We start from the raw sequence: 19,952 nt of genomic DNA, 5'->3' as shown, positions 1-19,952 counted from the left end.
ATTACATACTAAAATTAATTTCTCTTTAATTTCTTCATCTTCGCTGCAATAGAAAAATATCACTTAATTTTTCACTTTTCAATAGATATTGCAGATTTGGAAATTTTATTGCATATTTGGGAATTTTTTGTCGAAATTACAATTTTTTTATGAATAATAAACTTTTTTATGCTGACCCATTGTAAATGCCATCACAAGAAGTACCGCTGAAAGTATAATCGAATATTCCACTGCCTGGATATATATTTCTGATACATCTAATCCGATAAAAAAGAGAATTGCCGAAAATTCTACGATTACTATAAGTCTTGCATATTTTTTATTGAAACGGTATTCGTCTTTGTCATAATTCATATTGGGATGGTTTGATGCCCCTAAAATAAAGATGATAACTGCCGCGATTGCAGACAATATTTCCGATATAATGAGCGGTACGACACGATATTTTATCAGAAGTATAAGCACTATCTCTGTGCCTATGGTGCCTACAAAGCACCCCTTAAAAGAATCAAGATGAAAGCCACCCATTCTGCTTCTCAGCCAAAAAAAAGATACGATAAACATAACAATACTGATGGTCTGTCTGAAAATCAGACTTATCAATATCATTATACTTATCGTAAATGTTTTTTCAAGAAAACAAGTCAGTTTATACTTATATATTTCTTCTTCTCCCTGCCATATTATTCCTCTGTCTATCAAAAGATTTATATATCTGTCAATCATCCCTCAAATACCTCCTGTTTGATTTACCAGAAGATACCATTTATCATTTATCTTTTCAATAGATATTGCAGATTTGGGAATTTTATTGCAGATTTGGGAACTGTTCCGAAAACATCTACCGTCCGTCTATTAGCACCTCTTTACCTCTAAACGCAAAACCATAGTGATGGATGTTTTCTGCTCTCACCCCTCGTTTGACAAGTTCTGCATCATAGTGTTAAATACTCCCAATTATCTCCGACAGCCTCTGTGTATATGTATGCTCCTCTCTCACCTTTCTGCATCCGTTTTCTGCTATCATCTTTCTCTCGTCTTCATGTTCAAGATAATATTTTATCTTGTTAAGCATATCTTCTCTGTCACTGTAACTAACATAATCTTCCCCATCCACAAAGTGCATTGAAAAATCATTCTGATAATTTGTCAGCAAGAATCCTCCTGCACCCATTATATCCATTGCACGAAGCGGTATTCCGTTTCTTATGCTTCTTAGCGTGATGTTGAGATTTATCTTACTGTACTTAAATACAAGCGGCATTTCATACATATAGTGGACTTCGCCCATGTTTTTTATTCCCTTTAACTGTGGTGTCGGCTCTGATGTGTAAAGTTTCATTGGAGCTATATTTCTTCCGTTTTCAAGCTTTATTTCATGAAGTTTCTCACCTAAATAACTGAATATCTCCGTTCTGTCAAGCTGTGTCATTTTGCGGCATAAAAAATAATTTGCATAGATATATTCTATACTCTCCATCCCGTTTTCCTGCACTTTTATAGGCATTGCAGCCATCATTTTTTCCACTATATCAGGTGTTAGGAGTTCTTCAATAAATGTGTAGCCGTATATCATTCTCTGCGACTCCATTATCCCCTCAAGATAGCCTTTTGTATAATCATCAAGTTTTGGTTCCATTCTGTCATAAAGATTGTGTTCCTCCGTATAAAGCCTGCCGACAAATGAAACATCACTCTCAACAATCTTTCTGTCCTGCGGTGAAATACTTAAATCTGCAAGCCTTTTTTCATTCACTGCCATAGGCATATACCAGACATTTTTCACACCCAGATTTCTAAGTTCCTGAACCATCAGCGAATCAAATATAAAAATCCTGTTTACCTCGTTAAAGACTGATTTTGAATATGTAAGTATAAGCGGGCTGTCATAACACCATGAAAGATACGGTATCTTAATGTCATTGCAGCCATCTGATATAACCGGATAATAATTTGATGTAAACACAGCATCTATGTCATTTTCTTTAATATATTTTTTTATTTCTGATTTGTATCTTGGGTCAATGCGATAATTTTTCGGTTCTCTTTCATATAAAGATACCTTATGTCCCAATTCTTCAAATGTCTCTTTTATATCTTCAACTCCAAAACTTTTCCATGTTGGAAATAAAATGTTCATCTTTAATCCGCCTTTCGCAATTACCTAATCAATAACTTACAACATTTACATAGTCTATTCCGTACTCCTCAAATATACTTATCATATTTTGGTCTATCCTCTCGCCGCACACGGCTATAGGGATTGCCGGAGGACACGCTATTGTCTGTGATGCACATATACTGCCACCGGCATCAGAAACTTTTATTTTCCTGTACGGCGAAAATGCCGCTTTTCTTATGCTCATCACTCTTTCTGCCCTGTGCAATATAAGTTTTTTAGGTTCTATTTTCTTTTTCGCCACTCTTTTATACTTAGTTTTAACTGCCCACTTTTCAAGCCGTTCAAAATCTTTCTCATCATTCTGCGGTGTTATCATCAATACAACAAAATATTTGTCTGCATATTCACATTCTATCTTATATTTTCTAAGTTCTTCGGCGAGTTTCCCACCCTCCATACCTGCTGCCGCAGTATCTATAACTATCTTAAGCGGCTCTGTTTCCATAAGTTTTACATTATTTTCAACAAGAACTTTTTTTGTCTTTTCTATCCGTCCGATACATTCACTTAATTCATGTCTGATTTTTTCATCAATATATCTGTTACACATATCAAGTGACTGCATTATCAGATATGAAGGACTTGTCGAGCCAAACATTGTCATGTAGGATGCGACATAAGGTGCAAATCTTTCCTTATATTTCCTTGAAACATGAATATACGCTCCGCCTGTCAAAACCGGAAGTGTCTTGTGTGCCGAATCACAACATATGGCTGCTCCGCTTTTTATCGGATGAATGTTTCCGTATTTTTCCTCATCAAGAAATGCCTGATATGCCCCGTGTGCATTGTCGACAATTAATGGAATGTCATATTTTTCACATACTTTTGATATTCCCTCTATGTCGGCGGTATTTCCGAGATAATCAGGAGAAGTTATATATACTGCCATCGGCAGCATATTTCTTTTATTATCTTTTCCACATATGTTCTTTCGCTCTGTATCTGATAACTTTATATCATCCCTTTCGGCATTGTCTGATTTTATTTCAACTTCCTCCGTCTTTATTTCTGTATTGTCTGATACTTTTTCAAGATATTCCATAATGTCCGCCGGTGTCACCATACTCACACATATGCTGTCCGCATCTTTGGGATAGATAAATTCCACATCAAGGTCAAGAAGTGCAAGTGCATCTATCATAGACTTGTGGACATTTCTTGCTGCAAGTACATATGCACGCTCTGTTATTGCTTCTGGCTTTTCAATTATCTCATTCTCATAAAAAGGCCTCGCACTTGTATTTTTGTTTTCACAAAGCTTTTCCGACTTATCTGTTTTTTTTGCTTCACTAAGATTTTCCGGCTTGTCTGTTTTTTCATGCAAAAGCTTTCTTCTGTAATCGGCAAAAACAACGGCAAGCATCGTTTTTATGCACTGTGAGGAGCCTTCTGTTGAATAAAAAGAAGCACCACTTCCAAATAGTTTTGCCGCATTTTCCTGACTTTTCTTTATTATTCCATCTGCATGGCTTAATACATCTGCACCATCTATCTCCGTTATGTCGTATTTCTCACAACCAATAAATTTTCTGCCCTTATGCCCCGGCATATGAAATCTTGAAAAGCCGTTGTCGGCGTATTCTTTCACAAAATCACAGATTGGTGTTTCCATCTATCTTGCTCCTTTTTAATCTCTCTATCTCTTGCTAAGCGTATATTAGCAATCCGCTTTGCTGCTTGCACATAACACTATTGTGTACTTACCTGATAGTGTTAAAATTTCTCTCCGATAACATCCCCCATCTTTACAATGGTTTCAAAGTCCTCTGCTGAGTTTTTGATTATCTCATCCTTAATCTTTACCATGTCTTTTGCAAATGTAAGTATAACCGTAGAGCCGCCAAATTCAAAACGACCTTTCTCCTGCCCTCTTGACACGTGGCATTTCTCATCATTATTGACAATCCGTCCAACCATCAACGCACCTACTTCTATCTGAAGTATCTTGCCAAAATTTTCGCTGTGCAAAACACTTAACTCCCTTGTGTTTTCCTTATATATATCATTTCCGGCTTCTATAGCAACAGGGTTTACTGTATGATAAACACCGTTTATTCTTCTTACCGGTCCGAGATAACCGTTATCCACATATGAATATCTGTGATAATCATCGACGCAAAGCCTGAAAACAAGCATATGACCGCCGTTGTAATAATCAGCGAGCTTTTTGCTCCTTGTAAGGCTTTCAAATGAATATTTTGTGCCCTTAATCTCATACTCTGAATTTTCATCTATATTATAAACCGTAAGTTTACTGTCACATGGCGAACACAAAAACTCCGGTGTCAAATCAAAGACTCTCTCACCCTCTTTAATCTTTCTGGTAAAAAAATCATTGTAGCTTTTATATCCTTTTTCTTCATACTGTGACATATCAATATTGTTTTTTTCGATAAATGGCTTTATTACCGGTACTGAAAGCGGGCTGTCCATAAACCTTCCGCCAAGTTCAGACACGGCTTTGCCTGTAAGTACCTTTAATAACTGCTTTCCTATATCACTTTTATACATTTTTTCAAGTAATTTGTCCTGACTGTTTTGCTGTAATTTGCAATTTATTCTTTCAAATTCCATTTTTTACTCCATTCATCCGTTATATTGTTTATAACATTTTTCCAATTTAATAAAATCATTTGTCCTTTTTGCAAGCGGTGTCGATGTTCCATTATGCAGCTTATGCTTATACACAATATCTGCATTTTTTAGAATTCTATTTTTTGCCTCTTAATCTCTCAATTTTCAACCTGCATCAAATATTTATACTGCTGGTCTTTTGTGCCATTTATATCAGCCAAACGATACTCGCCATCCGAAATAAATATATGTTCCTGATACTGCGACAGATACTTTATATATCTTGGATTGATTTCATATAACTTTAGTCCTCTCAATGTTTCCTCCTACAAAAAACAGGGACACTATAAAAATGCCCCTGCTGACAGCCTGCTGGCAGGTTTATGAATTTATTAAATGCAAAGCTGAACTGTTATATCTTAATCAATATCACCCTCTGAAAATCTTCCACAAAGGTTTCTCAAAGAAATGCGGCTTTGGCACTCTGTATTTAGAAAATAAAACAACTATTATAACTGCTGCCGCTACCACTACAACAAGAAATACAAGTGTCTTATTATCCGGTTTTTTTAGTTTGAAATCAACAATAAATAATGTTCCAACTATCGCAAGGGCAAAATATAACACAAGCACAAATGCCCTGTCACTCACAAATACCTGGAGCATAAATACGAGCGGAAGTACGATAGCCATTGATGTTATCGGAAGTCCGTGATAATACTTGTTTGCTCCTTCCTCCACCTGCTGTCTCCTAGTCTCAAGTACATTGAAAAATGCAAGCCTTATAACTGAGCATACACAATAATATCCTACAATAAACATTCCTATCGGTCCTCTCACGCCTATAAGGAAACATATAAGTGCCGGAAACACACCGAAGCAGACTACATCACAGAGAGAGTCTATCTGTACACCGTAAAGCTTTTCATCGTCTGTCCTGTTCTTTTTGCTTCTGGCTATCTTTCCGTCAAACATATCACAAAGTCCCGAAAGTGCAAGACAGGTAACTGCCGTCCTAAATCTTCCGTTCATCGCCTGCGTCATGCCTATAACTGATATAAAAAGACTTATATATGTAAGTATAACTGTATAATCATATACTCCTATAAGCTTATCAGTGATTTTTTTCTTTTCAACATTCTCTTTCATATTAATCCTCATTTCTTTCTAAAATACAACCGTTTCAGGCTTAGTATCTTATCTGCTGACCCAATCCTAAGATACGCAACAACCGTCATTACAGCACTTATTCCAAGCTGAACATAAAAACTTAATCCCCTGCTGACTATCATAACAGGAAGCGTATATTTTTTTGTGCATATCTGCAAGAATATATCTTTAAATAATTTTTCGCTTATCCCAAGCCCTCCCGGTAACGGAAGCATATCAACTGCAACAGAAATCATTCCCTGGAGCGTTATAACCACACCTGCCCCGGCAAGGTTGAGCGAAAATGACCTATATACAAGATATGTAACTGCAAACAGCAGAAGTCTCTGCACGCAGGTTATCAGAAATACATTTACTATAACTTTTATGTTTTTATAGAAAAATTCTGCCGCATACCTGTATTTTTCCATTGCTCTCTCCAGGCGTCCGCCATATTTTTTTTCCATATCTTTCTTAAATATCCTGTCAAACAATCTTAAGCAAAATAATACAATATTACTTGCGAGCGTAGGATGAAATACAAGTATAAGCATACCAAAAACACACACAACATTCAAGAAAATTCCAAGATAACACCAGCCGTATATCGGTTTTAAAAGTCTCCATACAGGCTCAGGTCTTAATATCATTACAACAAGACCAAGCACGACAAGTACAAGTTTATATGTAATCGTTACTATAAGAAGTACCATTGTCGATGTAGGCAATGACAGTTTATCTTTTTTCATAAAGTAAAGCTGTGCCGGCTGCCCACCCGTAGCCGATGGTGTGATGAGCGAGAAGAAAAATCCGACAAATGAATATAAAAAACAATGTGTCAGTTTTACATTTTCGCCTAATACTTTCATCATATAATAGATTATCACCGACTCTGACTCGATAAATCCTACAACAAATACCGCACCGAGCAGCCAATATCTGAAATCTCCCTGCTTTAAATAAATTAGAAGCTCTGAAAGATTTTCTCCATGAAATACCGAATAGAGCGTGATAAGAAGCACCAACAACAAAAAAGCACCATTAAAAATATTTTTCTTTACTCCTGACATTTAATCTCTCCCAAATACAACATTATTAACTTTATCAAAAAATCTCCATATCTTTTTATAAAAGTTAGTATGTGTCCCTATAAAATATGACAGTTCAGCAATCGCGGCCCCTGCAAACACATCAATTATATAATGCTGCTTCGTAAACTGCGTTGATGCAAACACGAGTACCGCAAACACTGCCGAAAAAACTTTGTACCAAACCGGTATATGTTTCTGTTTTCTTATCCCGATGAAACACATCCAGCTTACAAGACAATGTATCGACGGAAACAGATTTGATGCAGGGTCAGCCGTATATACGAACCTCATAAGAATACTTGAAAGACCGTTTCTAGTAATCTCAGGTCTTACATTGGTAGTAGGAAGCAATATAAAAAACACGCCACAGATAAGTCTTGACAGATAATCACCTGTTGCAAACTTATACCAGTGTTCTCTCTCAGTCCTTGATATTATTATGTAGTTGACCGCCCAGAAAGCAAAGCATATAAGATATATGTATATCCATTCCTTAACAAACGGCAGACTCTTATCAAACTTAGTCGATAAGTCATAATGCTTAGCATTTTTCATAAGAAGCTGAGTTCCTGTATATATTGCCGAATTAAGCACAAAGCATGAAATAAGTGAGACAACCGTCTGCTTAGGAATAAGTTTTCCCACAGATTTTTCATACCATATTCCAAACCTTGTACTTCCTGTCTTACTCTTTTTTTTATCTCTCATATCTCTAATTTCCCTTATCCCTATTATCATCATTATTCCCGCCGGCATTATTCTCGCTATCCGGTTCGCCGCCATCATTCTCACCATTTAGCCCGCCGCCATCATCATATTTTTCCATATCCTCATACATTTCATCCTCCTTATGCACTTCAGGATGAATAACCCTGTAAATAATCGTGTACGCATAAAGAAGTAACGGAATCATAATCGTCATACCCACACTCGCCATAAAAAGACCGTGAGCCTGCGGCTTGGCAAAAATCGCCGCCACAAACGAAGCAACATACATGCCAACCAAAAGAACACACATAACAATAGCCACAACCTGTTTTATTTTTTTCAATCAAATCACCTCACAACTACTCAAGAGTTTCGCTCTCAACCTTTATTTTATTAAAGTATTCAGAAATATTCCTCTCATACCCATTGTCTGACGGCACATAAAACTTTCGTCCCACAAGTTCATCCGGAAGATACTGCTGTCTTACATAATGATTCGGATAATCATGTGCATACTTATATCCCGTGCCATGACCGAGTTTCCCGGCACTTTTGTAATGTGCATCTTTTAAATGATTTGGTACTCCGCTTATCTTCTCATTCCGAACTGACTGCATTGCCTCGTCTATCGCCATTATTGCCGAATTACTCTTTGGTGCTGATGCCACATATGCAGCCGCCTGTGCAAGCACTATCCGTCCCTCCGGCATACCAAGTCTTTCCACTGCCTGCGCCGCACTTACCGCTACTACAAGTGCCTGTGGGTCTGCGTTTGATACATCCTCGGCTGCACATATCATTATTCTCCTTGCGATAAATTTTACATCTTCACCAGCATAGAGCATCCTTGCAAGGTAATAGACCGCCGCATCCGGATCTGAACCACGCATACTCTTTATAAATGCAGATATTGTATCATAATGATTGTCACCTGTCTTATCATATCTTACAGGTCTTTTCTGGATACATTCCCCTGCTGCTTCAAGCGTTATATGAATAATACCGTCAGCTCCTCTGTCGGTCGTGAGTATTCCAAGTTCAATGGCATTTAAAGCTGCCCTTGCATCTCCATTTGCCATGTCTGCAAGAAATTCAAGTGCCTCATCGTCTATCTTAGCATTGTACGAACCCATTCCCCTCTCTTTATCATTTACGGCACGAAGTATCAGTTCTTTTATGTCCTCTGTATCAAGTGCTTTTAATTCAAATATCCTTGACCTTGATATAAGCGCACCATTTACCTCAAAATATGGGTTTTCAGTTGTCGCACCAATAAGAATGACTGTTCCGTCCTCGACAAACGGCAACAGATAATCCTGCTGTCCTTTATTAAACCTATGAATCTCGTCTACAAAAAGGATAGTTTTTTTGCCATACATTCCTGCGTTGTTTTTGGCTTTTTCTATAACTTCCTCCATATCCTTTTTTCCTGCACTTGTCGCATTTATCTGTAAAAACTCTGCACTTGTCGTGTTTGCGATAACCTTAGCAAGTGTTGTCTTTCCTGTTCCCGGAGGTCCGTAAAATATGATAGAACCAAGTTTGTCAGCTTTTATTGCACGATATAAAAGTTTGCCTTTTCCGACAATATGCTGCTGCCCCACCACTTCATCGAGCGTTCTCGGTCTGAGTCTTGATGCAAGCGGAGATTCATCTTCTTTGCTCTGTTCACGCATATAATCAAATAAATCCATGATGTACTACCTTTCTAAAAGATTACCGGACTGCCATCAAGCATTGCAAAATATATTTCCTCTCTGTCATCTATCCCAGCCTTGCCTGCCGTCGCTTCTACTATCTTTTTCTTTAATTCCTCACATTTATCAAGCGGTACTATAAATGTCATTACAACCTTATCAGTGTACTGTGTATCTGTTATCGTTATGTCCATATTTGCTGCAATATACTGTAATTTGCCTACACCATTGTAATCAGTGTCTATCACAAATTTCTTTCCGGCTTCTTTAGTAATTATACTGCTGTTTGCAATTCCCTCTTTTGCCGCACCGGAGTATGCTCTTACAAGTCCTCCCGTGCCAAGAAGTGTTCCACCGAAATATCTTGTGACAACAACAAGGATATTTATAATGCCCGCCCCATCGATAACTTCAAGTATAGGCTTTCCCGCCGTTCCCTGCGGTTCTTTGTCATCACTGCATCTTTTTGTCTGCCCGTTTTCTCCTATAATATAGGCAAAACAGTTGTGTCTTGCATCCCAGTATTTTTTTCTTGTCTGCTCAATAATCTCAAGAGCCTCATCTTCGCTCTCTACCTTAAACACATTTGCTATAAATCTTGATTTTTTTTCAACTATCTCCCCTGTTCCGCCTTTATAAACTATCTTGTATTCTGACATTTACTCCTCCGTACATTCTGAAACTGTGCAAACATTGATACTGCTGCACTGACTATAACTAAAACATAGAAGCTTGAACCCCTGCTGAGAAGCATTGCTGATACCGCGATGCTGTGTCCCATGACCGGTGCAAACAGTGCCACGAAAAAACCCTCGTTTGCTCCGACACCTCCCGGAAACGGAAGGATGTCTATACATACCGACACGAAACTTTGAAGCATTATTATCTCCAATGCCGAAAATCCACTGCCGCCAAGTGCCCTATAGACAAACCATGTTACTGCAAAGTACGAAATCCTCTGAACACAAGTCGTTAAGAATACAATTATTGCAACCTTTACATGGGTACGCATATAGACTGCACCCTCTTTGTATGAATCAAGCAGAGCGTCAAGTTTCTTTTCTGCCTTTTCTTTATGTCTTACTATCTTTAATTTATGTAAAAACCATGTTCCCATATAAGCAAGCTTTTTTGCACCCGTTTCTGAAAAAACTATAATTGTATATAAAACTATCGAAACAACATTTACCGCCATCCCAATAATAAACAGCCACATATATCCGCCGATATATTTTACGGCAAAATCAAAATGGAACAAAAATACATACAACTCAAATACGACGAGTACGACTTTGTATATTATCGTCCAGAAAAGAAGTGTCACTGAAGATGCTCCCGCATTTATCCCCTCCTCATGCATATAATATACCTGCATGGGCTGCCCACCGGATGCCGACGGTGTTATCGCATTAAAGAAAAATCCTATAAACGAATATTTTACACATTTTAGTCCCTGTTTCTTGAAATCGAGCGAGTGTAATATTATCTGCATGGAAACTCCCTCCATGATAACATAAACAAGTGCCGCAAACATCGAGAGAATCATATCAAATTTCTTAGCACCTCTCATCGCATTTAATATGTCATTTAAGTCCTGGTCTTTTAAAAGCACATAAAACACTGCCGCTAAAAGAACCGCCATAAATATTACATTTAAATAGTATTTTTTATTTTTGCCCATTCTTCCTCCCATCCTGTCATTTCAGTAATACACCGGTAAAATCATCATCACCTTTAATTATTCGCAATCCACTCTGCTCCCTGCCATAACTCTATCAGCTTCTATTTTTGCAAAATCAACACCGTATGCATCCGCTTAACAAACATATGCATTTATTTCAAAACAAATCGTTTCGGTGCCATAAAATATGCAAGTACATAGCCTGCGACAAGCCCTACAACAGTTATCACCATTATTATTGCAGCAAAATACTGTGGAAGCGTATCTATCTGCAAGCATGAATATGATGCCACATATATAACACCCTTACATACTGAATATCCGACTCCCGTCTCTTTTCCGCCCTCTGTGTACGGCTGGAAAATATAATACATACAAAGATATACCACTGAATAAAAGATACTCAGCAATACTATGCAGGCTATTATCGAAAGAAGCTTTACCCACTGGTCTGCCTTTCCGATGATTATCGTATCTATCACAAAACCGACACATAATACAACTACCATAGGAAGTTCGCCTTTTAACATAAATCTCAGTCTTATCCTGAAATTTTTAAGTATGGCATCAGGTCTTCTGTAATAACCGTATTTCATAAGACTATGGTCGCAATTATAAAATAACGCTCTCGTTATGCTTCTTCCTGATGTAATGCAATACATAAGAAATACAAAGATAGTCATAACCCTGTCCATTGCATTCCACATATCATTTGCAAATGAATTAAACTCCTTTGCCGTTGAGCCTGCCTTAAATACGATAAGCCCCACTATGCTCGCAGCCATTATGATAAATGAAATAACCGTTTTTAATTTTCTCGGTCTTGAAAAAATCTTTTTGTGCCGCTCAAAAAATATCGCATTGAGATATTCATATCCCTCTTTTTCTTCAAAAATCTTCTGTCCTGTTTCTTTTTTGCTAAGGTCATCCGCCTCAACATTCTGATTTACCTTTACAAGCGCATCTACGGCAGCCTTCTGCTCCATAACCGTATTAAAACCGGCAAGTCTTTTGGCAACAAGCGGATAATTTTGATAATTTACAATATATCTTATTGATAGTACCGCCAGTACAACTGACAATATAAGAAACACCGGATTTGTCGCTACAATGCGTATATCAGGGTAAACTATCCCGTCAATGTCAAGTACATATTTGAGAAATATCAACAGATAAAAAGTTCCATATGCCACAAAAAACATAACTACCGTATAAATATTATAAAATATGCCCGGCAGCTTTTTATCCGTAAACGGCATACCAAATCTGTCGTTTAAGAAAAGTCTTACCGCCTCTCCTATAAACCTGAACGCTGCAAATCCAAGCATATAAAGAAACACCGTCATTAAACTTTCATCAAATATGATATGCTGTGCCACGCTCATAAATACCGTGTAATATATTATCTGTGTAATCTGCGATTTAAATATTTTTAATAAAAAATACTTTTTTGCATCAATCCTCAGCAGACCTACAAGCAGATAATCTTTTTCATCACAGGCACATATATTACTGTTTACAAATGAACCCAGCAAAAAATTCATAAAGAAAAATATCCAGAACAACATGATACTTTGTCCCGTGAAAGCATTTTTCCCATCGTCCAAAAAAATATAAACAACAGTAGCTCCTAAACATATGGCGGCTAAAAAATATAAAAGTTTATTTATCATATCTCCAAGCACTGACCGTATTGCCGCCAACACCGCAAGCACTCTTTTTAAAGATACTCTCGCATAAAGTTCCTCAGGTATGCATTTTCCGATAACCGGTATTCTCCTAACCGTATATATAAATTTGTTTATTCTCTCGGCAAACGCAATCTGCATCTGCTGATACATCAATTCAAACATTCTTCTTCCTCCTGACTACGAAATTTCTGAGCAATTTGCTATAAAGATTCAGGTGTCAAATCTATTTGTCATCTCTCATAAGCAAATATTCGTGCAAAAAATAAACTCTCGAACTTATTTCTCACATTTATCAATCAAAATCATATGGATCGTAGTCGTCAGTCCTGCTGTCTGATTGTGTATGATTTTCGGTATTGCCATCGGTCATTAAATTATCTTTCTCGTTTTTATTTTTATCATCCGAAAGATTTTGTTCATACAAACCTGCATCTGCACTCCACATATCAATATTTTCTGTATCTTCATCACTTTCGGCACTAAGCATCTGTATAAGCTTTTCTTCAAAGTCTGCACTGTGATAAACCTCATCTGCCACTCCTGCAAGCTTTCCTCCGTGAAGAAGCACTATCTCATCACAAAGATCTTTTGCAAGCTGAAGTATATGTGTAGAAAAAATGATTATATGATCCTTTTTCATATTCATAAGCATTTCTTTCATCTCATGTGCGGCGACAACATCAAGTGATGTTAGCGGCTCGTCGAGAAGTATAACCTCAGGGCTTGCAATAACTGTCGCAAGCATCTGCATCTTGTTTTTCATTCCATGCGAATAGCCTTTTATAAGTTTGTCAAGGTCACTTCTGTCAAAGCACACCATATCTGCATATTCCTCTGGTGTTTTAATATTTTTTATTTTCTTTTTGTTTATATCAGTAAAAAATCTGATAAACTCATAACCTGTAAGAAACTCCGGAAGTATCGGTGTTGAATAGACATAACCTATCTTTTCATAATCCATGCTCTCACTGTTTTCTTCATCTGTCATATAAATCTTTCCGCTGTCAAAATCCATCTCACCGCTTATACAGTTAAAAAGTGTTGTCTTTCCTGCACCGTTTCTTCCCAGCAGCCCATATATTTTTCCTTTCTCGAACGAGTAGTCCGCACCTTTTATAACTCTTTTTTCTTCAAAACTCTTTATCAGATTTTCTACTTTTAATTCCATAACCCTTTCCCTTTCCCTATTTTCTTATCTGTCCATCTCCGTTTATGAGGTATTTCATCGTTGTAAGTTCCCTAAGTCCCATAGGTCCTCTTGCATGAAGCCTCTGTGTTGATATTCCTATCTCAGCTCCAAATCCAAATTCACCGCCATCAGTAAATCTCGTTGAACAGTTTACATATACGCACGCACTGTCTATCTCCCTCTGGAATTTCTCAGCATTTTTAAGGTCATTTGTAATGATACACTCAGAATGTCCCGTAGAATATTCTGATATATGCTCTATCGCCTCGTCTATATCATCAACAACCTTTACAGCCATGATATAATCATCAAACTCCGTGGCATAATCTTCCTCTGTAGCAGGCTTTATGCCTTCTCCGAGTATCTCAACGGTTCTCTCACATCCTCTTACATCGACATTAAACTTTTTAAACTCCTCCATAAGTTTTGGAAGAAACTCCTTTGCAACCGACTTATGCACAAGACAAGTCTCAAGTGCATTGCACACGCTCGGACGCTGTGTCTTTCCATTGTTTGTGACTGATACCGCCATGTCAATATCGGCACTCTCATCTATATAAATATGGCAGTTACCGCTTCCCGTTTCAATAACCGGCACCGTGGCATTTTCAACCACCGCTTTTATAAGTCCTTTTCCTCCTCTTGGAATAAGCACATCTATGTAACCGTTCGCTCTCATCATCTGATTTGAACTCTCTCTCGATGTATCTTCGACAAGCTGGATTATATCTTTCGGCAGACCACATTCCTCTACTGACTCCCTCATTATGTCCATAAGAATTTTATTTGAGTTTATCGCTTCTTTTCCACCTCTAAGTATCGCTGCATTTCCGCTTTTTATACAAAGCGTTGCCGCATCGACCGTGACATTTGGTCTTGACTCAAAGATAATACCGATAACTCCCATCGGAACTCTTGTCTTTGTGATACGCATACCGTTCGGTCTGGTGTAACCCTCGATAACCTCGCCGACCGGGTCATTTAACCCGGTCAGATATATGCACGCATCAGCGATATCATTTATCCTTTCAGGTGTAAGCCGGAGTCTGTCTACCATTGCATCAGTTATACCATTTTCCTTTGCCATAGCCGTATCTTTTTCATTTTCTTTAAGTATCACATCAATATTTTTTCTGAGATTTTCTGCTATCTTTTCAAGAACCTCATTTTTCTTAGCCGTTCCTGCCGTTGCTATACTCTTTTTTGATGCCTTAGCTGCTTTACCAAGCTGTTCGATATAATTCATCCCGTCTTTCCCCCTCATTCTATAAACGATTTCAGGTGATTGCAAAACCAATGTGTTGTGCCGGGTGCACAATCTAATCATATCTTTACGACAGTTCCGCATACACCTATATAACGATTTGTTTCAATAAAAATCTTCAATATTTTAATAATTATATAAATTTTTTCAGTCAATAACTTTTGAGCACGCAACTGCTATAGAACCAGGTCCTATATGACACGCAATGCTTAATGACAACGGATAAAGGTCAACCTCAGTCACTCCGAATTTTTCGATTATCTGCTGTTTTAAATCCTCTGCCGCCTCAGGATTTTTGGTATGTGCTATCTCCATGTGTATGTTTTCCATATGGTCAGTACCGCCAAATCTCTTGTTTATGTCATCTTCTATTGCTGCGAGCATCTTCTTGACACCCTGCTTTTTTGTCTTGGCTATCGCATATGCGTCAAGTTTTTCTCCCTGAATCGTAAGAACAGGTTTTAACCTTAGTGCAGAGCCAACTGCTGCTGCCGCCGGTGTTATCCTGCCGCCCTTTTTGAGATATTTAAGCGTATCGAGCATTATATATATACTCGATTCAAACTTAACTTTCTCAAGCTTTTCTTTTATCTGAACTGCCGTAAGTCCTCTTTTTGCAAGTTCCATAGCATCAAGCACTGACTGACGCTGTGTGACAGATATTCTCTGGTTATCAACAACCTGAACTTTTCCATCATAATCATCTGCCAGCATCAATGCCGTATGGCATGAACTTGAAAGACCGCTCGACATAGGTATATAAACCACCTCGTCAGCCTCCTCAAGTGCCTCATCCCATATCTTCATGACGCTCTCCGGTGACGGCTGGGATGTCGATATGTCAACATCATTTTCAAGTTTCTCAAAAAATTCTTCCTGCGAAAGACTTATCTCCTCAAAATAAGTCTTTCCATCAATAAGAAAAGGCATAGGCAGAACTTTAATCCCAAGTTCTTTTGCATCTTCAAAATTTATACCACTGTTACTATCCGTAATAACCGCAATCCTGCTCATATTAATCTCCATTCTTGTGCTGTTTTTTGTGCAAACTGCTTTTAAGCCGACCGGTTTACACTGAAACTCATTAGATTATACCCTAAAAGTCGCTTTTTTACAAGAAAATAGCCGAATATTATACTTGTAGCTGTGGCAGTCATGTAGTATCATATGATGCAAGATAGTATTAAATAGTATTAAATAAATTTTTTATAAATAATGGAGTAATATCATATGCATAGATTTTTAAGAGCTGTCGGTTTCAGCAACATCACAACAAAACAGGATATGGATAAACTTCTTGGTATCACTATGGATAAACCGTCCGTCAGCAAACAGATTTTGTCTAAGGATGGCAGAAAGATTACGGAACTGAGCCGTGAATTTGCACATAATACAGGACTTACGGTGCGTGGTGAATACGACAAGCTCGGCTTTTTTCATGTTGACCATTATTTTCCATATTGCTACAGTTCACTTATCACTATGAGAACTGAAGTCACAATAAACCGGCGTGTCGATACAAGTGCTTTTACAGGTATGTGTGATGATATACGCATGGCTGTTTCTGTTATTTTTTATCTGCAAAATTCCGTAGATTATATTAAACTTAATTTTACTGATAATACTCCGCACAGGGCAAATCTTGCACTCTCAGGTCTTTCACTTACTGGACGCATCTTACTTGGCATAGAGAAAACTGATGACAGCATCGAAAGATTAAGACATGAAACACGCATGAAAAGACAGCTTATCATTCAGGCAAAAAACGGAGACCAGGATGCCATCGACAATCTAACTCTCGATGAGATAGACCTCTCCGGCCAACTCATGAAAAGAATTATGACAGAAGATTTGTACTCTATAGTCGATTCCACATTTATTCCATATGGCTCGGAATCAGACAACTATATGATAATAGGTACTATACTTAACTGGTCACTTACGACCAATCCTTACACAAATGAAGATGTTTTCCAGCTTCTTATAAACTGTAATGATGTTGTTATGAACATCTCCATAAACAGAAAAGACCTTGAAGGAGAACCTATGATAGGTCGTCGCTTCAAGGGCGTTATCTGGATGCAGGGACACGCTGACTTTATTTCAACCAGCCTGGTATAAGATACGGTGTATCTTTTGTCTGTGCCTTATAAGTTGATTCGTCTTTATTGAGATACACTTTATCATTAGTCGAAGCAGATGCACCTGTTTCTGCCATATGACCGGTTGAATTTGAAAAAGTATATTTCACATGACAGTCACAACTTTCCTTTGGCTGTGTTCCTCTTGCAAAATATTCGGTTTTTATATCATTTCCATCAAGTGCTCTGTCACAAAGACCGTAAACCGCAAGCTTGCCGCACTTCTTACATATTTTTCTAGTTATTATGTCTTCCGGTTTCTTAAAGTTTTTATTCTTCAATTTTTTGACTTTATGAACTTTCTCCATAATATCACGCCACATTATCTTGCTTGCACTTCCTGACATCTGCGTAAACATCGAATCATAGCCAAGCCATATTCCTGCCGTATAATACGGTGTATATCCCTCAAACCAGAAGTCCGTATTGTCAGATGTTGTTCCTGTTTTTCCTGCCTGTGGCATTTTGATTTTCTTAAATGCAGCTTTCTTTCCTGTTCCTCTTTTTATCACATCTTTCATTGCATCAGTAAGAAGCCATGCCGTCGTATTCTTCATCACTTTTTTACCGGACTTACTGTTTTGCAGCAGAACATTTCCCTTAGAGTCAACTATTTTTGTATAATATACAGGCTTTATATATGTTCCGCCATTTGCTATCGCAGCATATGCCGCCGTAAGCTCAACATTGGTTACACCATCCGTAAGTCCACCGAGTGCTGTCGGAAGCTGAATATCTGAATATATCTGCCCATCTGAAGTCTCTCGCCGGTCAACTAATGTCGTAAATCCAAGATTTAACAGATAATCAAATCCGGTCTGGGGTGTAACTTTCTGAAAAGTTTTTACCGTAACAATATTTACCGAATCGACAATACCCTGTCGCAGTGATGTAAGTCCTTTGTATCCTGATGAATCCCAGTCTTTTACACGCTTATTTGTTCCGGGATATTTATATGGTGCATCATCCATAACATTTGCAAGTGTAAAACCACTTGTATCAAGTGCAGGCAGATATGTCGATAAAACTTTAAATGTAGAACCCGGCTGTCTCTTTGAGGAAGATGCCCTGTTCAATGTTCTGTTTGCTGTCTTTTCACCTCTTCCTCCCACTATAGCCCTAACTTTTCCTGTAGACTGTTCCATCAAAACAAAAGATGCCTGCGGCTGCTTTATCAGATTGATGCTCTCACTCAGTATCTTATCATGCTTATCCAAATTTTTCTTTTTAAACAATTTTATATACTTCTCAGCTTTTTTACGGTTTTTAAAATAAAAACTTATTCTCTTTTTGTGTGCATCATTTATAAATGCTCTTACGTCGCCCTCAGTATATGATTCAGTTTCACCATCTGATTTTTTTACCTTAAGCTGATATGAAAGATACGACTTTGTATTTTTCTGATAATATTTATCATTGTTTATAACATCATCACATATCTTTTGAAGTGACTGATCCTGACAAGTATATATTTTCAGTCCCTCCCTGTAGATTGCATTATATGCCTGTGTTTCCGTATATCCAAGTTTCTGTTTAAGATCACTTACAACATTTTCAATAACCGCATCAACATAATATGAGTTTATATCACCATAAGAAGATGTCCTTTTTTCTTTATTTATATCTTGTATCCGGCTGTAAACATCATCCCCCAATGCTTCCTCATACTCATCTTCAGTTATATATTCCTGATCAAGCATATTTTTCAATATAATCTTTCTTTTTGCTTCATTGTTCTGCTGCTCTGTGATAGGATTATATTCTGTCGGATTTTGGGTAATTCCCGCAAGCACTGCTGCCTCAGATACCGTCAGTTTTGAAACTGATTTTCCAAAATATCTTTTGCTTGCCGTCTCAACCCCCATTGTATTTTGTCCAAGATTTATCGTGTTCAGATAATATTCAAGTATTTTTTTCTTATCTATGGTACTTTCAAGCTTAATGGCAAGTGACTGTTCCTGTATCTTTCTTGAAACTTTTCCAAAAAATGACTTTTCATTTCCACCGCCAAACACCTGATTTTTCAAAAGCTGCTGGGTAATGGTACTCGCTCCCTGCGTCATTTTTTCATCAGATAATGCTGAAAACACCGCACGCAAAATTCCCTGAAGATCTACACCACTGTGTTTGTAAAATCTTGCATCCTCGATTGCAACAAATGCATTCTGAACACACTCAGGAATGTCAGTTATCTTTTTATACTCTCTGTTAGCGTTTATGCCCATCAGTTTTTGAACCTTTTTGCCGTTAGCATCATATATAATGGAAGGATATCCATCAGGCATTATATTTTCTTCATTTATATCAGGTGCACTGTCCGTAAGTCCTCTTACTATCCCGACTCCCGAAAATACCGCACACAAAATCAAGGTAAACACAATGATAACAGCAAAAATCTTTACATTAAGCTTTATTTTGTTGAATACTTTTTTATTAGATGAATTAATTTTGTCTATTTTGCTGTCTATCTCTTTTTTGCCGTAATTCATAATTTCCTTTCCACTTAACACTATACGGGCTAATCGTTTTTCAAAAGCATTATGCCGTATCTGAAAACCAACTAACCCGTATATTTTCTTGAT

18 protein-coding genes are annotated in these 19,952 nt (G+C 37.6%); 1 reads left to right on the top strand and 17 read right to left on the bottom strand.

What is annotated here, in order from left to right; genetic code table 11:
- Nucleotides 1-147: 147 nt before the first annotated feature.
- The 16 genes from DWZ63_RS08270 to DWZ63_RS08200 form a co-directional block, all read right to left on the bottom strand.
- Nucleotides 148-726 (bottom strand): accessory gene regulator B family protein, encoded by a 579-nt coding sequence (locus DWZ63_RS08270; RefSeq protein WP_055945982.1) that lies wholly within the window; start codon nt 724-726, stop codon nt 148-150.
- A gap of 217 nt (nt 727-943) precedes the next feature.
- Complete coding sequence (locus DWZ63_RS08265; protein ID WP_055945979.1) at nt 944-2,140, bottom strand: DUF3880 domain-containing protein; 1,197 nt, start codon at nt 2,138-2,140, stop codon at nt 944-946.
- Between the two features lie 28 nt (nt 2,141-2,168).
- Entirely contained in the window at nt 2,169-3,797 is a 1,629-nt protein-coding gene (locus tag DWZ63_RS15690) for a hypothetical protein (RefSeq protein WP_182431471.1), read from the bottom strand.
- A gap of 101 nt (nt 3,798-3,898) precedes the next feature.
- Nucleotides 3,899-4,759 (bottom strand): phosphatidylserine decarboxylase, encoded by an 861-nt coding sequence (locus tag DWZ63_RS08255; RefSeq protein WP_118499499.1) that lies wholly within the window; start codon nt 4,757-4,759, stop codon nt 3,899-3,901.
- 158 nt (nt 4,760-4,917) lie between these two features.
- Nucleotides 4,918-5,076: a hypothetical protein gene (locus tag DWZ63_RS15685; RefSeq protein WP_182431470.1), complete on the bottom strand. Its 159-nt coding sequence runs from the start codon at nt 5,074-5,076 to the stop codon at nt 4,918-4,920.
- 112 nt (nt 5,077-5,188) lie between these two features.
- The gene (locus DWZ63_RS08250) at nt 5,189-5,908 is read right to left on the bottom strand and encodes a CDP-alcohol phosphatidyltransferase family protein (protein WP_055945970.1); all 720 of its coding nucleotides are present in this window, start codon (nt 5,906-5,908) and stop codon (nt 5,189-5,191) included.
- 8 nt (nt 5,909-5,916) lie between these two features.
- Entirely contained in the window at nt 5,917-6,978 is a 1,062-nt protein-coding gene (locus DWZ63_RS08245) for a lysylphosphatidylglycerol synthase transmembrane domain-containing protein (protein WP_118499497.1), read from the bottom strand.
- Complete coding sequence (locus tag DWZ63_RS08240; RefSeq protein WP_243020531.1) at nt 6,979-7,794, bottom strand: phosphatase PAP2 family protein; 816 nt, start codon at nt 7,792-7,794, stop codon at nt 6,979-6,981.
- Nucleotides 7,712-8,050, bottom strand: coding sequence for a hypothetical protein (locus DWZ63_RS08235; RefSeq protein WP_118499495.1), 339 nt, complete (start codon nt 8,048-8,050; stop codon nt 7,712-7,714). Before DWZ63_RS08235 ends, DWZ63_RS08240 begins: the two co-directional genes overlap by 83 nt.
- Nucleotides 8,051-8,066: 16 nt before the next feature.
- Nucleotides 8,067-9,401, bottom strand: coding sequence for an AAA family ATPase (locus DWZ63_RS08230; RefSeq protein ID WP_118499493.1), 1,335 nt, complete (start codon nt 9,399-9,401; stop codon nt 8,067-8,069).
- A 14-nt stretch (nt 9,402-9,415) separates the two neighbouring features.
- Nucleotides 9,416-10,063, bottom strand: coding sequence for a YigZ family protein (locus DWZ63_RS08225; RefSeq protein WP_118499491.1), 648 nt, complete (start codon nt 10,061-10,063; stop codon nt 9,416-9,418).
- Entirely contained in the window at nt 10,045-11,085 is a 1,041-nt protein-coding gene (locus DWZ63_RS08220) for a lysylphosphatidylglycerol synthase transmembrane domain-containing protein (protein ID WP_055945957.1), read from the bottom strand. Before DWZ63_RS08220 ends, DWZ63_RS08225 begins: the two co-directional genes overlap by 19 nt.
- Before the next feature lie 152 nt (nt 11,086-11,237).
- Complete coding sequence (locus DWZ63_RS08215) at nt 11,238-12,938, bottom strand: hypothetical protein (protein ID WP_118499489.1); 1,701 nt, start codon at nt 12,936-12,938, stop codon at nt 11,238-11,240.
- 130 nt (nt 12,939-13,068) lie between these two features.
- Nucleotides 13,069-13,944: an ABC transporter ATP-binding protein gene (locus DWZ63_RS08210; protein ID WP_118499487.1), complete on the bottom strand. Its 876-nt coding sequence runs from the start codon at nt 13,942-13,944 to the stop codon at nt 13,069-13,071.
- Nucleotides 13,945-13,960: 16 nt separating this feature from the next.
- Nucleotides 13,961-15,211, bottom strand: a complete 1,251-nt coding sequence (locus DWZ63_RS08205; RefSeq protein ID WP_055945951.1) for a glutamate-5-semialdehyde dehydrogenase — start codon at nt 15,209-15,211, stop codon at nt 13,961-13,963.
- Between the two features lie 165 nt (nt 15,212-15,376).
- Entirely contained in the window at nt 15,377-16,243 is an 867-nt protein-coding gene (locus DWZ63_RS08200; RefSeq protein ID WP_055945948.1) for a DegV family protein, read from the bottom strand.
- A gap of 216 nt (nt 16,244-16,459) precedes the next feature.
- On the opposite strand from DWZ63_RS08200, the gene DWZ63_RS08195 reads away from it, so the two are divergent.
- Nucleotides 16,460-17,350 carry a DUF3881 family protein gene (locus DWZ63_RS08195; protein ID WP_055945945.1) on the top strand — a complete coding sequence of 297 codons (891 nt, stop codon included), beginning with the start codon at nt 16,460-16,462 and terminating at the stop codon, nt 17,348-17,350.
- On the opposite strand, the gene DWZ63_RS08190 is transcribed toward DWZ63_RS08195, so the two are convergent.
- Entirely contained in the window at nt 17,328-19,859 is a 2,532-nt protein-coding gene (locus tag DWZ63_RS08190; protein WP_118499485.1) for a PBP1A family penicillin-binding protein, read from the bottom strand. The genes DWZ63_RS08195 and DWZ63_RS08190 overlap by 23 nt on opposite strands.
- Between the last annotated feature and the right edge of the window lie 93 nt (nt 19,860-19,952).

Origin of the sequence: Clostridium sp. AF34-13, assembly GCF_003477845.1 — a bacterium.
Taxonomy (GTDB): Bacteria; Bacillota; Clostridia; order Lachnospirales; family Lachnospiraceae; genus Butyribacter; species Butyribacter intestini.
This window is presented reverse-complemented; position numbering and strand designations above follow the sequence as displayed.